This window comes from Agromyces sp. Leaf222 (genome assembly GCF_001421565.1).
GTDB lineage: Bacteria > Actinomycetota > Actinomycetes > Actinomycetales > Microbacteriaceae > Agromyces.
Genome location: NZ_LMKQ01000001.1, coordinates 766,302 through 782,082, shown reverse-complemented (window position 1 = coordinate 782,082; position 15,781 = coordinate 766,302). Strand labels below are relative to the sequence as shown.

Genomic DNA, 15,781 nt, shown 5'->3' with positions numbered 1-15,781 from the left:
CAGCAGGGGGCTGACACGTTCGTTCATGAGGCTCGGGGATACGACCGAGGTCGGCGCCCTTGCCGGTGGCGGTCCCCTCGGGGACCGCGTCGGAACCCGAAATGTTCACGGGAACATTACGAGGATAAGCACGCCCTCGGGCGTCGTCAAGCCGATGACGAAGTCCGCGTGAACGAGCGGTCTCGCCCCCGCGCGCGGCCGCAGATCGCGCCTCGAACGAGGTCGCCGATCCCGTCGACATCACGAGCCGGCGCCGCATGGGCTCACGCGCCTCGACGGCGTCGTCGGCACCCATGGGCGCGCCTCCTGCTCGTCTCATCCCGTTCTCTCCTCGTTCCTCATCGCGTCACGCGAAGGTGATCGCGTCCCGCGTCACGCGGATCGGTCGGTGGTGCGGCGACCGCCACCGGGTGAGGGTGGCGGCCGCCGGTCTCTGGTCAGCCGCAGCCGAGCGCGGGGTACGCCGCCGCGACCTCGGTCGAGACCTGCGCGCCGTCGACCGTCGCCGTGGCGGCGACCGTCACCGAGCCGGCCGCGACCGAGCCCACCCGGGTCGAGAAGGTCTTCGAGACCGTCTTGCCCGCGGCGAGCGAGGCCGTGGCGGTTCCGTAGGCGGATGTCTCGTCGAGCACGACCGGCACGTCGTCGCCGTTGGTCGCCTTGACGACCAGCACGACCTTGCCCGCGACGCAGCGGACGCTCGCCTCGGCGCTCACGGCCAGCTCGCGCTCCGGCGCGGCCCGCACGATCGTCAGCGTGTACGTGACGTTCGTCGTGTGGTCCTGCGCGTACGCCTTCACGATCACGGTGGTCGGGTCCGTGCCCGCCGCGACGGCGACGGTGCGAGGCTCGGCGTCGTCGATGAGGATCCCGTCGACGTGCACGAGTCCGCTCGGCACGGCCGGGTCGAAGTCGAGCTTCACGCTCGTCGCATCGAGCGGCACGGTGACCGTGTACTCGCGCGTTCCCGCGATCAGGGCCGGCGACAGCGTTCCGCCGTCGACCCCGAGCTTCGAGAGCTCGGCCGCCGTGCCGTAGCTGTTCGACGAGGTGGTGGAGAGGCCGAACAGGCCGCCGACGAAGCTCGTGCCGTTGCCTTGGAAGCGCACCGTCACGACCGGGATCTTCTCGCCGTGCTCGTCGAGCACGAACTGCCCGTTCTGGTCGCGCTTGTAGCTGTCCTTCGCGGCGATGCCGTCGAGCACCGCCTTGGGGATCTGGTCGTACTGGATGTACCAGTTCGTGGCGCCGCCGGCGTTCGTGATCGTCTCGTGCTTCAGCAGCACGTCGTTCAGGTACACGTCGAACGTTCGCCCGTTGTCGCCGCCGTAGTACCGCGCGCCCAGGTAGTTCTTCGGCAGCGACGGGTCGACGATCATGTCGTACTGGAAGTAGGCGCCGGCGGCCGCCGGCGCGTGCCGGAAGCTCTGGCCGTTGTAGACGCCGACGGTCGAGTTGACGAACCGGTAATTCTTGTCGGCCTCGCTGTTGTTGTCGTCGAACGAGGTCAGCGAGTCGATCGTCGTCTCGGCCGCTCGCAGCTGCTGCTTGCCCTTCAGGATCAGGGCCTGCGCCTCGGCGGAGTCGGGCTCGACCAGGGTCATGTACGTCGCGTACCGCGCGTCGTACAGGCTGTAGTACGGCTCGAACGTGAGCGCGGCCGACGTCGCGTCGACGCCGTGCAGCTTGAACCGCATGGTGGTCATGCCGTTCGCGTTCGCGCCGTCGGCGATGCGCTCGATGCTCGTCGCCGCGTCGGCCTTCCAGGCCTCGGCGTCGGCCACGATCACGTCGGAGCTGAGGGACGTGTCGGCGACGCCCATCTCCACGAGCACGCCGGCGGTGTAGCTGGCGCCGACGTTGTCGCGGCTGAGCTCGGTCGCGAGCAGCACCGGGCCGTACTTGAAGGCGACCCAGTTCGGGTTCTCGGTGCCATCCTCGATGGTCACCTGCGCGGCGAGGGTGTAGTCGATCTCGTCACCGGCGGCGACCGGGAGCTCGAGGTAGCCGTCGCTCGTGAGCGCCGCGACATCCTGTGCCTCGCCGTTGACCTTCAGGGTGGGGGTCGAAGCCGCCCAGGCCGGCACGCGCAGCTTCAGCACGGTGCCGTCGGCGACCGCTCCGCCGTCGAGCGCGCTCACCTCGAGGTGCACGTCGGGGCTCGCCGGCACGTCGGCCGTCTGCACCAGTCGCAGGTTCTGCCCTTCGGAGCGCAACTCCGAACTGCGGAACTGGTTCACGTAGACCGATGTCGCGTCGGTGAAGTAGATCGAGTCGCCGAGCTTCGTGAAGCTCTCGATGCCCGTTCCGTGGTCGCACCAGAACTGGTCGAGGCGGGTGCCGAAGACCTTCGCGTAGCCGGAGGTCTGGGGCTGGAAGTACGTGACCATGCCCGTCTCGGGGTTCTGCGAGGCGAGGATCGTGTTGATGAAGGTCGATTCGTAGTAGTCGGCGTACTTCACGTCCTTCGTCACGGCGAAGAGGGCGTGGCTGAGCTTCAGCATGTTGTACTCGTTGCAGCCCTCGGCGGTGGAGTTCTCGCCGTAGCCCGTGGTGACGCCGTTGGTCGCGAACTGGTAGAGCGTGTCGGCGCCGTGGAAGTGCTCCGACTGGCTGTTCGCGCCGTTCGCGTAGGTGTGGTCGTCGATGACGATCTGCCAGAACTTCTCGGCCGCCGTGCGGTACATCGGCAGGGCGTCCTTCTCGGCCTGGGTGAGCGTGGCGTAGAGGTCGGGGTCGTCCATGAACACCGTGTAGCGCTTGAGCGCGCCGACGAGCTTCGGGATCGTGGTGTTGGCGTGCTTGCCGTTGAGCACGTCCTGCCCGTTCGCGAGGCTCTGGAAGAGCGTGACCTCGTCGAAGTACTCGGCTGCGCGCTTGTGCACGGGGTTCTTCGTGATGCTGTACAGCTCGTACAGGGCCTCGTTCATGCCGCCGTACTCGGTGTTCAGGATGACGGCGGGGTTCGAGAGCGACGCCGCGTAGTTCTTCACCCAGGTGCCGAAGCCGGATGCCACCGACAGGGCCTTCGCCGAGACCGCGGGCGGCGCGTACGCGTGGGCGTCGAGCAGCCCCGCGAGCACCTTGTGCAGGTTGTAGAACGGCACGAGCAGTCCGTCGCGGCCGCTCGGCAGCGCATTCAGGGCGAACGGCGCCACGTAGCCGGCGCTCGAGGGGTTCGCGGCGGCCCAGGCATCCTGACATCGCTTGAGACCGTCGACCGCGGCGGTGAGCTTGGCGAGCAGCTGCGCCTTGACCGCGGCATCCGTCGTCGTGGCGTACGCCTGCGACAGCGCGGAGACGTAGTGGCCGAAGAAGTGGCCCTGGAAGCGGGTGCCGGTCGAACGCTCCCACCCGCCGTACCCGCCGGCGGTGGTGGGCGTGAGTCCCGCCTGCACGTACCAGGAGTAGAGGAACTTCTCGGGGTCGAGGCTCAGCAGGTAGTCGATGGTCTTGGTGTTGGCGTTCTCGAGGTAGCCGTCGGCGACCGTGACGTTCTCGAGGCCCGCGTCGTCGAGGTACTGCGAAACGGCGTCCGCTCCGGGCTGCACGACGACGTCGAACTCGCGCGTGACGGGGTCGCTGCCGCCGTAGGTCGCGGTCGCGGTGAGTCGCACCGCGGCCGATTCGGCCTCGGGCCGGGTGACGCGCGCCATCTCGCCGTCGATCGCGATGACGGACTCGTCGGACGAGCTCCACGCGATCGTGCTGCCCTTGAGCCCGGCGGCCGGGACGGCGAAGGCGACGCTCGCATCGGCCGGGATCGAGAGCGCGGCGAGGTCGGACTGCGCGACCGCCGCCGGGTCGAAGGCGGGGTCGTTGCGCTGCGTGAGCGTCACGACATCGGCGACGGTCGCGACGCCGTTGTAGAGCGCGTAGTCGTCGAGCCGGCCGTTCAGGTACGAGCCGTTGTAGTTCGGGCCGTTGTACCCGAGGGTCTTGGTGCTCGTGCCCTCGGATCCGAGCACGCCCGAGGCGCTCGCGCTCACCGGGGTCTTCACGTTCGCCTGCTGGAGCACGCCGTTGCGGTAGAACGCGACGGCCTTGGTCGCGTGGTCGTAGGTCGCCACGACGTGGGTCCACTGCCCGGCCGGGAAGAAGCTCGCCCGGTCGGCGTCGACGGCCACCTTGTAGGGCTGCCCGGTCGAGGGCCCGATCGACAGCGCGAGCGGGGTCGTGTTGCTCTCGGAGGTGAGGTACCACCCGTCGGAGTTGTAGACCGTCTTGCTCCAGGCGAAGACCTGCTCGGCGCTCATCGCCGCGCTGGGGTTGTACCAGAACGAGACCGTGAGGTCCTGCGGCTGCAGGTACGACGCCGTGCCGAGCTTGAGCGCGGTCGAGCCGTTGAACGAGAACGCCTGGCCGTGGATGCCGGTCGCGTACGCGGCGGTGCCGCGCTGCAGGCTCACGGCGGCGGCGTTGGTGCTGCTGTCGGCGAGAGCGCCGTCGAGCTTCAGCTCGAGCACCTTCGACGACTCGATGCTGAGGTCGTCGGTCGCGGCCATGGCCGCGGGTGCGGCCGCGGCGGTGACGAGTCCGCCGAGGAGCGCGCCGACTGCGGCGAGCGCGACGGTGCGTGCCAGTTTCACCATGGGAGGTGTCCTTCCGGAGTGATCAGGAGGTGCAGGTCAGTTGCAGTTGCGGGCCGCGAAGGCGCCCGTCTTCGAGCCGGAGGCGGACGTCGCCACCGCCTCGCCCGCGGGGATCGAGGCGAGTCGGGTGCTGAAGGTCTGGCTCGACGCCTTGCCGGCGGCGACCTGGACGGTCTTCGAGCCGTACGGGGTGGCGACCGCGATCTCGGCCGGCGCGTCGCCGGTGTTCGCGACCTGGGTCACGAGCACGGCCTTGCCCGCGACGCAGCGGGTGTCGGCCTGCACGGTGAACGACGGCCCGGCCGGGGCGGCAGTCACCCCGACGGCGGCCGCCACGGTGACGGCGCGGCTGCTCGAGAGCACCCGATCGGGCGCGTTCCAGGCGGTCGACCCGCCGGCGCCGGTCCACGTGTCGAGGTTCGCCGAGAACGTCGAGACGGTTCCGGTGACCGGGTAGGTGCCGGGGGTGGTGAGGTCGACGGATGCCGCGTCCCACGTGACCGGTCGCGTCGCCGTTCCGCGGTCGTAGGCCAGGCGCACCTCTGCGGTCTCGGGCAGTGCGTCGACGAGGGCCCCCGCGTCGCTGCCCTCGGCGACCTCGAACGACCCGAGGTCGGTCGAGACGGCGGATGCGGCATCCGCTGCCCTGACCGTGTCGTACTGCGCCTTGGTCAGCGAGACGACGCCGCCGTGCTTGGTGCTGGGGGCCATGTAGAAGCCGGGGTCGTTGAGCTGGGTCCACCCGGCGTCGAGGTCGGTGGTCGTCATCGGCCGGTAGCCCGTCGAGGGGATGACGTCGACGTAGAGGTACCAGCGGTTCTCGCTGTGGCTCTTGAAGACCGCGGGGCCCTCGACGCCGCCCGCGTTGCCGCCGGCCCACGCCGCGCCGATCTTGGTCTGGAGCTGCGTCCACGTGGTGCCCGACTCCCACCAGCGGGCGGCGGTGGTCGACTCCATGTAGATGCCCTTGCCGAGGCCGTTGTCCTTCGTGATGCGGTAGGTCGTGCCGTCGTCCTGGATCATCGTCGTGTCGATCGCGTTCGCACCCGGGTCGACGAACGGCCCGCCGTAGGCGTAGGTCGCCTGCGTGAAGTCGGTCGTGGCGCCCCACAGCACCCGGTTGTAGCTCGTGCCGGTGTGCTCGGGGTTCTGGTAGACGTTCGAGGCCCAGTACATGACGAACGCGCCGCGGCCGTCGGGGTAGTAGTCGTCGACCCAGGTCGCCTCGGGCGCCCAGGCCATGCCGAGCTCGGCGACCTCGGCGCCGCTCGCGTCGAGCGAGACGTCGATGCTGCGGGGCGCACCCCAGCTCACGAGATCGGTCGACTCCCAGACGAGCAGCTTCGTGCTGGCGCTCTTGGTCCAGTAGCACCAGCTCGTGCACGAGCCCGAGCCCCCGTCGCCGCCGAACACGCGCAGGTCGGTCGCGATGATGTAGTACGTCTTCGTCTCGGGGTTGAAGGTCAGGTACGGGTCGCGGATGCCGGTGGTGCCGAGCTGCGAGGCGAGGATCGGCTTGCCGTCGTTCAGCGGGTCCCACTGCTCGGGGTCGTCGCCGCGCGAGACGTCGAGGTAGATCTTCTCGGCGTAGCCGGCGGAGTCCTCGATGAAGTGCACGAGCAGGTAACCGTAGGCATCCGTCGCCTCCGCGGCGGGCGAGACGCTCACCGGGATCTGCTTCGAGGCGCTCACGCCGCGCACGGTGGCCGTCGCGGTGACCGTGCCGCTCGCCGCGGGCGAGCCCGGGGCCGGCTGCACGGCCTGCAGGGTCCTCCCGCTCGCGCCGAGCGCGAGCCCGGCCGAGGGTGCCGACCAGCTGAGGCCGGCGGCCGACGAGGTGGGCAGCGTGATCGAGGAGTCGGTCAGCGCGATCGGCTGGATCGCGTCGAGCGCGGCCTGGGCGCTCGCCGCGAACGTCGAGGCGTGCGCGCCGGCGTCGGCGTCGGAGACCGCCGCGACCTCGGCGGCGGAGAGCGCCCGGTCGTAGGCACGGAACGCCGAGACCTCGCCCTTGTAGAACGGGTCGGGCCAGGGCGAGCGGCCGATGGCGTTGACCGTCTGCGTCGTGATCGACGACGGTTCGAGGGTCGTCGCGGTCTGGCCGACCTTGACGCCATCAATGTAGAAGGCCAGCGTGTCGGCCGCTCCGTCGAGCACGGTCGTGACGCTGTACCAGCGGTCGGCGGCGAGCGAGGCGGTCGCCCTGGCATTGGCCTCGCCTCCGGCGCTCGCGGTGGTGATCGCGGCGCGCGCCTTGTCGCGCATCGACGCGAAGAAGTACGAGGTGGTGCTGTCGCTGCCGATGTTCCAGAGGAAGTTGAAGGTCGTGAGCATCGAGGCGTCGAACTTCGTCTCGACGGTGATCGTGGCCGACTGCTTGCCCGCCAGCAGGCCGTCGGGCAGCCGCACCCAGTCGGCGGTGCTCGTCTTCGCGCCGCCGGTGAACTTCAGCGACGAACCGGTCCAGAGCGCGTCGGTTCCGTTGACGACGGATGCCGCGCCCGCCGCCGATGCTCCCCCGGCCGAGTTGGGCACGCTGGCCCCCGTCGTCTGCGTGAAGAGGTATTCGGCCAGGAGCCCGTTGCGGGGTGCGGTGGCCGTCGTGGCGGTGGTCGCGGCGGTGGTCGCGGCGTCTGCGGGTGCGGGTGCGGCGAGCGGTGCGGCGACGAGCGCGGTGGCGGCGATGGCCGCCCCGATCGCGAGTCCACCGGCGCGGAGGGCGCGGGTGATGACGGCGTGCTTCGACATTGAGAGCTCCTCGAGCCTTCGGCTTCGTTGACGGGCTGGGTCCGGTGACAAGCGTTTGTTACCGGTAACGGCGCGAACCTAGCACACCCTCGAGACGGCTCGCCAGAGATTCGACGTGAGGATTTCTCTCTGCTGCGCACCCTTGGCATCTCGAAATGTGTCCGGTAACATTCAGGCGTTCCGGCGCTCTTCGCCGGATCCTCGTCAATGGCGACTCCAAGGAGATCCATGCGCCCGTCCGCCCTCCTCCCACCTTCCCGGTCGCGGCGATTGCTCGCCGCCGCCCTCACCGGGGCCATGGTCACCGGGCTCTGCATGGCCGTGCCGCTCTCGGCCTCGGCCGCCGAACTGCCCGCCGTCACGGCCCACTACGACATGACGCACGCCGGCAACCAGCTGCTCGACATCTCGGGCAACGGGCGCAACGCCGCGCTCACGGGCTTCACCGACGCCTCGTTCGCGGATGCCGCCGGCGACGCCGTGCTGCGGTTCAAGAAGGACGGCTACGCCGCACTTCCGAAGGGCCTCGTGACCGGCACCGACAACGCCTTCACGGTCGAGTACACGGTCGCGACCCAGACCGCCACGAACCAGTTCGGCTGGGTCATCGGCGACGGCGTCGGCGCGTGGAACACCACCGCGCTCGGCAACCACGTGTTCGTCAACCCGCGATCGGGCGAATCCGCCTACAGCAACGCCGTGCTCTCGGGCATCCGGGTGAAGTCGGCCACTGCCAACGGCGAGGTGCGCCTGCCGAACGGCGGCGGCCTGAACCCCGGCTTCTCCACGCTGACCCTCGTCGGCAACGGCAACGCGCTCACGCTGTACCGCGACGGCGTGCAGATCTCGACGGTCACGCACACCTACGCGATGAGCTCGATCATCCCGACCGGCACGACCCTCGGCTACCTCGGCCGCTCGCTCTACACGGGCGACGCGCTGGTGCAGGCCGACGTCACCGACGTCAAGTTCTGGGATGTCGCGCTGACCCAGCCGCAGGTCGCCGAGAGCATGCCGACCGCCGCCGCGAAGGCGGCCGCGAACGAGGCGCTGCTTCGTGCCGACCTGCTGCCGACCGTGCTGGGGGCCAACCCCTCCGCCTCGCAGGTCACGCGCAACCTGACCTTCCCCGCGTCCTCGAACGGCGTCGCCCTGACGTGGGCTTCGCAGAACACCGCGGTGATCTCGAACACGGGTGCGGTCTCGCGCACCGTCACGACCGACACCCCGGTGACGGTCACGGCCACCACCCCGACGGGCACGGTGATCACCTTCGCGTTCACCGTGCTCGCCGCCTCGCCCTCGGCCGACCTTGACGCGATCTCGCTCGCCTCGCGCACGACCGAGAACCTGCCGCTCGTCACCAAGGGTTCCGTCAACGGCGCGGCCATCACCTGGACCTCGTCCGACCCCGCACTGGTCACCCCGACCGATGCCGGGTACGCGGCGCCCGCCGTGGGCTCCGCCGACCCGTTCGCGGGCGGCGGCCTCGTCGCCAGGCCCGCCTACGGCGACGGCGACCGCACCGTCACGCTCACCGCCCACGCGGTGCTCGGGTCGACCGCGGTCGAGAAGTCGTTCACGGTGACGGTCGCCGAACACGCCCGCTCCGCCCCCGACGCCGGCTACGCCTCCGCGTACTTCAAGTCCGACGGCGACGAGAAGATCTACCAGGCCGCGACCTCGGGCAACGACTTCTTCACCTTCTCGCCGGTCAACGGCGGTGCCGCGGTGATCACCTCGACGGCCGACACCAAGGGCCTCCGCGACCCGTACATCCTGCGCTCGCACGACGGCGACAAGTACTACATGGTGGCCACCGACCTCTGCATCAGCTGCGGCACCGGATGGGGCCCCGCCCAGTCCGAGGGCAGCCTCAAGATCGAGGTGTGGGAGTCGACCGACCTCGTGCACTGGACCCGCACGAACGGCCAGAACACGGGCATCACGATCAACCAGCCCGCCGCCGGCATGACCTGGGCGCCCGAGGCGTACTGGGACGACGAGCTGCAGTCCTACGTGGTGTTCTTCGCCTCGCGCCTGTACTCCGACGCCTCGCACACGAACAGCGACAAGCTGTACGCGCGCATGTTCCAGGTGCTGACCCGCGACTTCAAGACCTTCACCTCGCCGCCCGCGAGCTGGCAGGACACCGGATACGCCCGCATCGACTCCACCGTCACGAAGATCGACGACTACTACTACCGATTCACGAAGAACGAGGAGAGCGGCGCCGCCGGCACCCTCGAGGCCGGCAAGGACATCTTCCTCGAGCGTTCGAAGGTGCTCACCGCACCGACGACCGCGTCGAGCTGGAACGCCGACCCGAGCCAGACCTGGCAGCTCACCGACACCCGCATGACGAGCCTCGAGACCGGCCAGTCGGGTGAAGGCCCCGAGATCGTGAAGCTCAACGAGGGCGACCCGAACAACGCGAGCGGCGACGGCTACGTGTTCCTCGTCGACAACTACGGCGCCGGGGGCTACCGGGCGTTCGCGACGACGGGCGCCGAGATCGCCTCGAGCTCGCAGAGCGATCGCCTCTCGCAGCGCGCGAACTGGAACGTCCGCCCCGTCGGCGGCCTGCCCGCGAGCCCGCGCCACGGCGCCTTCGTCAGCGTGCCGCAGACGGTGCTCACCGCCATGCACGACTGGACCGGCATCACCGCCGTCGACTCGACCACCGACCTGACGGCCGACGGCCGCGATGTCGAGGCCGAGGTCACGGCCGCAGACGGCGGCGACGTCGTGGGCACGGTCACCTTCTCGGGCGGCGACTGGAGCAAGACCGTCGCACTGCACGACGGCTCGGCGACGGTCACCGTGCCGGCGGGCGTGGCCTCGGTCACCGCGGAGTACGACGGCTACGCCGACGGCCTCGTCGCCGCCTCGACCTCGGCATCCGTCGAGCTGCAGGGCGGCCTCGAGCTCGAGGCCACCGCCGCGACCCGGTGCGTCGCCGGCAAGGTGCAGCTCGTGGTCACGACGCGCAACGTCGACGACCAGCGCGCCGACGCCGTGCTGCAGACCCCGTACGGCGGCAAGAACCTGACGCTCGCCGCCGGTGCCTCGGTCTCGACGGCCCTCTCGACGCGCGCCGCGTCGATCCCCGCCGGCACGCTCACCCTCACGGGCAGCGCCGCCGACGGTTCCACCTTCGAGGGAACCTTCCCCACCCCCGCCGCCAACTGCGGCTGAGCGGTCCGGATGCCTCGGCGGCCCGCCGAGGCATCCGGCCCCGCCCTCTCGACCACCACCATCACCACCACCACCACCACGACTGCACCACCGGACTCGACCACCACCACGGCACCACCACAAAGGAGTGACATGCGCGACACCTTCGTGCGGAAGATGCGAACGGGGGCCACCGCCATCGCGGTGACCGCCGCCCTCGCCGCGGCCGGGGCGCTCGCCCCGCAGGCCGCGGGCGCCGCCCCGGCTCCCGCCCCGCTGATCCACTACACGTTCGACGCCGCCACCTCCGGGGTCGTCGCCGACGCCTCGGGCAACGGCAACGACGGCGTCATCAAGCAGGCCGGCGCGACCGTCGACGGCGGCGCCCTGTCGCTGCCGGGCGGTGCGCGTGCGACCGCCGCCTACCTCGAGATTCCGACCGCCGGCCTCGTCGGCAAGAAGCAGGTCACCGTCTCGACGTGGCTCGAGAACCGCTCGGGCCCCGCGAACGTGGCGGCCGCCTTCCTCGGCGCGCCCGTGGCATCCGGTGCCTCGTACTCGAGCGCCTACTGGCTGCTCAACCCGACCAACCCGAGCGGTTACGTGAAGTCCGCGCTGACGAACACCGCCAGCGCGAGCGCCCCGTGGGGCACCGAGGTGGGCCCGGGTGCGACGAACTCGGCCACGACCGGCATCCGCACGCCTGCAGGCATGGCCCTCTACACGACCGTCATCGACGGCGTGGCCGGCAAGCTCACCGTCTACGTGAACGGCACGCAGATCGGGCAGGTGACGATCGCGCGCGACGTGTCGTCGTTCGGCGCGAACCTCGTGTCGTACCTCGGCCGTTCGACCTACAACGACGCCGGCTGGGCCGGCTCGGTCGACGACTACGCGGTCTACGGCGAGGCGCTCGACGCCGCAACGGTGCAGCAGGTCTACGCCGAGCAGGCCCTCGCCGGCGCAGTCGCCGACGTGACCGTGCCCGCGACCGCGACGGCCGACTTCACGCTGCCGACCGCCAAGCGCGGTGCCGCCATCTCGTGGGCATCGAACGGTGCGGCGATCGCCGTCTCGGGCGGAGCCGCCACGGTGACCCGCCCGGCGCCCGGCTCGACCGACGCCGCGGTGACGCTCACCGCGACGTTCACCGCCGGCGGCGCGACCCAGACCCGCGACTACCCGGTGACCGTGCCGGCGCAGCTCAGCGACCAGGCCAAGGTCGACGCCGACCTCGCGGCCGTCGAACTCGCCGGCACCGACGACGTGCGCACGAGCTTCTCGGTGCCGACGGTCGGGGCGAACGGCTCGGCCATCGCCTGGACCGTCACGTCGGGCGACGAGGTCGCGACCACGCGCGCCGGCGTCAAGGCCGGCACCGCGACGATCGCGATCACCCGCCCCGCCGACGACGCCGAGGTCGCGCTGACCGCGACCGCGACGCGCGGCGGCGCCACGGCCACGCGCAGCTTCACGCTCACGGTGCCCGCCCTGCCGACGACCGACGCCGACCCCGAGGCCTACGTCTGGGCGTTCTTCACCGGTGAGGGCGCCGGCGCCGAACGGGTCAGCCTCGCGGCCTCCAAGGGCAACGACGCACTGCGCTGGAACACGCTGAACGACGGCGAGCCGATCTTCACCTCGACGCAGGGCACCACGGGCCTCCGCGACCCGTTCATCATCCGCTCGCACGAGGGTGACAAGTTCTACATGCTCGCCACCGACCTGAAGGTCGCCGGACTCGCCGGCGGCTTCACGACGGCGCAGATCTCGGGCTCGCTCGCGATCGAGGTGTGGGAGTCGACCGACCTGGTCAACTGGTCGAACCAGCGGCACATCCAGGTCTCGACGCCCTACGCCGGCAACACCTGGGCGCCCGAGGCGTACTGGGACGACGAGCTCGGCCGCTACGTGGTGTTCTGGGCGTCGAACCTCTACCCCGACACCAACCCGGCGTCGCGCACGGCCGTCACCTACAACCGCATGGTCTACGCCACGACCGACGACTTCGTCACCTTCTCGGAGCCGCAGGTCTGGTCCGACGTCAAGCGCGGCACCGGCCTCGGCCTCATCGACTCGACGGTCGCCGAGCAGGACGGCATCTTCTACCGGTTCACCAAGGACGAGGCGTCGATGACGATCCGCGAGGAGAAGTCGACCGACCTGCTCGCCACGATCAGCGGCACGCTGCCCGGCACCTCCGGCGCGGCCGACCAGTGGACGCTCGTGAAGGAGAAGATCGCGACCGGACTGCCCAACGGCGAGCCCGGCGGAACGTACTCGAGCGGCGAGGGGCCGAGCATCTTCCCGTCGAACCCCGGCGACGTCAACGGCTTCGAGTGGTACCTCTTCATCGACCAGCCGTCGTACCACGGCGGTCCGAACCACTACATCCCGTTCGGGTCGGGCGACATCGCCGACGGATCGTCGTGGCAGCCGCTCGGCACGACGCTGCGGGCGAACCTGCCGCAGAACAGCGACGGCGGCAAGCCGCGACACGGCACCGTGATCCCGGTGACGCGCGCCGAGTACCAGAAGGTGCTCGAGGCGTACGCCCCGGCCGTCGCCGTCGCCGAGGTGGACCCGATCACGGTGACCACCCGAGCCGGTGTCGCGCCGGTGCTGCCGAAGGCCTCGCTCACGACGGCCGACGGCAGCGCGAAGCAGGCCGACGTCGTCTGGGCGTCCGTGCCCGCCGGCGACTACGCGGCCCCCGGCACGTTCACCGTGCGCGGCGTCGCGCAGGACGACTCGCGGATGCCGGTCACGGCGACCGTGACCGTCACGCCGGGCGTCGAGGTGGCCGCCGAGACCCGCTGCGTCGCCGGCAAGGTCACGCTCGTCGCGAAGTCGACGAACCGGGCATCGCAGAGCGCGAGCGTCGCGGTCTCGTCGGCCTATGGCGAGCGCACCATCACGCTCGCCGCGGGTGCGACGCAGTCCATCACGTTCTCGAGCCGCCTCGCGACCGTGCCCGCCGGGCAGGTCACGGCGACGGTCGACGGCGTGGCGGTCACCGCCTCGTACGAGGGCCGCTCGTGCTGAGGCGCGCGCCCCGCGGCATCCGGAACCTGATGCACACGGCCCTGGTCGCCGCGCTGGCGATCGGGGGCGTGACGGGCCTCACCGCCCTCGACGCCGCGCAGGCGCCCGCGGCCGAGGCGATCGGGTCCGACACGTTCACCAATCCGCTCGCGCCCGACACGGCCGACCCGACGATCGAGTTCCACGACGGCAATTACTACATGGTGTCGACGACGTGGGACAACAAGGTCGTCATGCGCAAGGCGCCGACGCTCGCCGGGCTCGGCACCACCAAGCCGGTGGTCGTCTACTCCGACACCAACACCGGGCGCAACGGCAACATGTGGGCGCCCGAGCTGCAGCGCCTCGAGGGGCCGAACGGCTGGCGCTGGTACCTCATGTACACGATGGGCGTCTCGGGAAACTACGGCACCCAGCACCTGCAGGTCATCGAGAGCGCGGCGGACGACCCGATGGGGCCGTACACGTACAAGGGCCGTCCGATCCCGACCGACGACTGGAACATCGACGGGGCCTACCTGCAGCTGAACGGCGAGCTGTTCGTGACCTGGTCGGCGTTCGCGCCCGACGGGCTGCAGAGCAACTACATCGCCCGTATGGCGAACCCGTGGACCGCGACCGGCGCGCTCAACATCCTGTCGCAGCCCACCGAGAGCTGGGAGGTCATCGGCCAGCCCGTGAACGAGGGTCCGATCCCGCTGCAGAAGGACGGCAAGACGTGGATCGTCTACTCGGCGAGCTTCTGCGGCACCGAGGACTACCAGCTCGGCACGCTCGAGTACCTCGGCGGCGATCCCGTGCTGCAGGCCTCGTGGCAGAAGAGCGACGGCCCCGTCTTCTCGAAGGCGAACGGCGTCTACGGCACCGGCCACAACGACTTCTTCGAGTCGCCAGACGGCACCGAGACGTGGAACCTCTACCACGCCAACGCCCGCGCAGACGGCGGCTGCAGTCGTGAGCGCTCGGCACGCGCGCAGATCGTGGACTGGACGGATGCCGGTGAGCCCGACTTCGGCGTTCCGCAGCCCACGACCACGCAGGTGGCCGTGCCGAGCGGCGAGAACGCGCCGATCACCGCCCAGGTCGAGGGCGCCAGGTGGAACCTGGTGAGCCGCAGCACCGGGCTCTGCGCCACGGTGCCGTCCGCCGCAGCCGGCGCGGCGCTCGTGCAGGGCGACTGCGCCTCGTCGCGGGCGCGGTTCGTGCTCGACACCACGGGTGACGGGTACCTGCGCATCGTGAACGCCGTGAGCGGCACGTCGCTGGGCCCGGTCGACTGCGGCACTGGCCAGGGGGCCGGTGTCGTGCAGACGCCGTTCGTCACGACGGGCTGCCAGCAGTGGTCGGTCGCCCAGACGACCGGCGGCTGGTCGACGCTCACGAGCCGCACCAGCGGCAAGGTGCTCGACACGGCGGCCGCCACCGCGGCCGGGTCCGCGGTCGTGCAGGCGACCGCGAACGCATCGGCCGGTCAGGACTGGGCGCTGCGCCCCGCCGGATCGGTCGTCGTGACCTCGATGGCCTCGGGCAAGTCGTTCGACCTGCCCAGCTGCTCGACCGCCGACGGCGCGATCCTGCAGCAGCGCGAGTACGTCGGCGCCGCATGCCAGGGCGTGACGTTCACGGCCGCGGCGAACGGCGAGTCCGAGATCCACCTGGGCTCGGCACCGGCGAAGTGCCTGTCGGTCACGGGCGGCTCCTCGGCCGACTCGGCGACCGTCACGCAGGGCGCCTGCGGCGTCGCCGGAAGCACCTGGCGGGTACTCGTCAGCAACGACGGGGTCGTCGAGTTTCGCAACGGCGCAAGCCTGAAGGCGCTCGACCTCTCGTTCTGCGCGGCATCCGACGGCACCCGCATCCACCAGTACAGCGTGCTGAACAACGACTGCCAGCGGTACCGGGTCTCCTCGGTCGCGGCCGACCCCGTCGCCCCGGCGGCGATCGAGGCGACCGCCTCGACGCGCTGCGTCGCGGGCAAGGCGGTCGTCGTCGCCACGGTGCGCAACGCCGACGAGGTCCCGCTCGAGGTCACCGCGACGAGCACCGCGGGGGCGAAGTCGTTCACCCTCGACGCCGACGAGTCGGCCAGCGCGTCGTTCTCGACGCGCGCGAAGACGATCACCGCCGGCACCGTGACCGTCACGGCGACCGACCCTGGCACCGCGGGCCGCTCGCTGAGCACCACGGCGGCGTATGCGGCGGCGGGCTGCTGAGGCATC

At 70.7% G+C, this 15,781-nt stretch carries 5 protein-coding genes; 3 read left to right on the top strand and 2 right to left on the bottom strand.

What is annotated here, in order from left to right; genetic code table 11:
- Positions 1-437: 437 nt before the first annotated feature.
- Together ASE68_RS03345 and ASE68_RS19755 are read right to left on the bottom strand one after the other, a co-directional pair.
- Positions 438-4,592: a beta-L-arabinofuranosidase domain-containing protein gene (locus ASE68_RS03345; RefSeq protein WP_055855153.1), complete on the bottom strand. Its 4,155-nt coding sequence runs from the start codon at positions 4,590-4,592 to the stop codon at positions 438-440.
- Positions 4,593-4,628: 36 nt separating this feature from the next.
- Positions 4,629-7,340: a LamG-like jellyroll fold domain-containing protein gene (locus tag ASE68_RS19755; protein WP_082461943.1), complete on the bottom strand. Its 2,712-nt coding sequence runs from the start codon at positions 7,338-7,340 to the stop codon at positions 4,629-4,631.
- Between the two features lie 228 nt (positions 7,341-7,568).
- Here ASE68_RS19755 and ASE68_RS03335 point away from each other — a divergent pair, with 228 nt between their 5' ends.
- The 3 genes from ASE68_RS03335 (at position 7,569) to ASE68_RS03325 (ending at position 15,775) form a co-directional block, all read left to right on the top strand.
- Positions 7,569-10,538, top strand: coding sequence for an immunoglobulin-like domain-containing protein (locus ASE68_RS03335; protein ID WP_157421528.1), 2,970 nt, complete (start codon positions 7,569-7,571; stop codon positions 10,536-10,538).
- A 132-nt stretch (positions 10,539-10,670) separates the two neighbouring features.
- Entirely contained in the window at positions 10,671-13,562 is a 2,892-nt protein-coding gene (locus ASE68_RS03330; RefSeq protein WP_055855150.1) for an immunoglobulin-like domain-containing protein, read from the top strand.
- A 29-nt stretch (positions 13,563-13,591) separates the two neighbouring features.
- The gene (locus ASE68_RS03325; protein ID WP_157421527.1) at positions 13,592-15,775 is read left to right on the top strand and encodes a family 43 glycosylhydrolase; all 2,184 of its coding nucleotides are present in this window, start codon (positions 13,592-13,594) and stop codon (positions 15,773-15,775) included.
- Positions 15,776-15,781: the final 6 nt, after the last annotated feature.

Bases quoted from the DNA above. Each gene is read 5' to 3' on its own strand.
- ASE68_RS03345 (WP_055855153.1), bottom strand. From the start codon at position 4,592: ATGGTGAAACTGGCACGCACCGTCGCGCTCGCCGCAGTCGGCGCGCTC.
- ASE68_RS19755 (WP_082461943.1), bottom strand. From the start codon at position 7,340: ATGTCGAAGCACGCCGTCATCACCCGCGCCCTCCGCGCCGGTGGACTC.
- ASE68_RS03335 (WP_157421528.1), top strand. From the start codon at position 7,569: ATGCGCCCGTCCGCCCTCCTCCCACCTTCCCGGTCGCGGCGATTGCTC.
- ASE68_RS03330 (WP_055855150.1), top strand. From the start codon at position 10,671: ATGCGCGACACCTTCGTGCGGAAGATGCGAACGGGGGCCACCGCCATC.
- ASE68_RS03325 (WP_157421527.1), top strand. From the start codon at position 13,592: ATGCACACGGCCCTGGTCGCCGCGCTGGCGATCGGGGGCGTGACGGGC.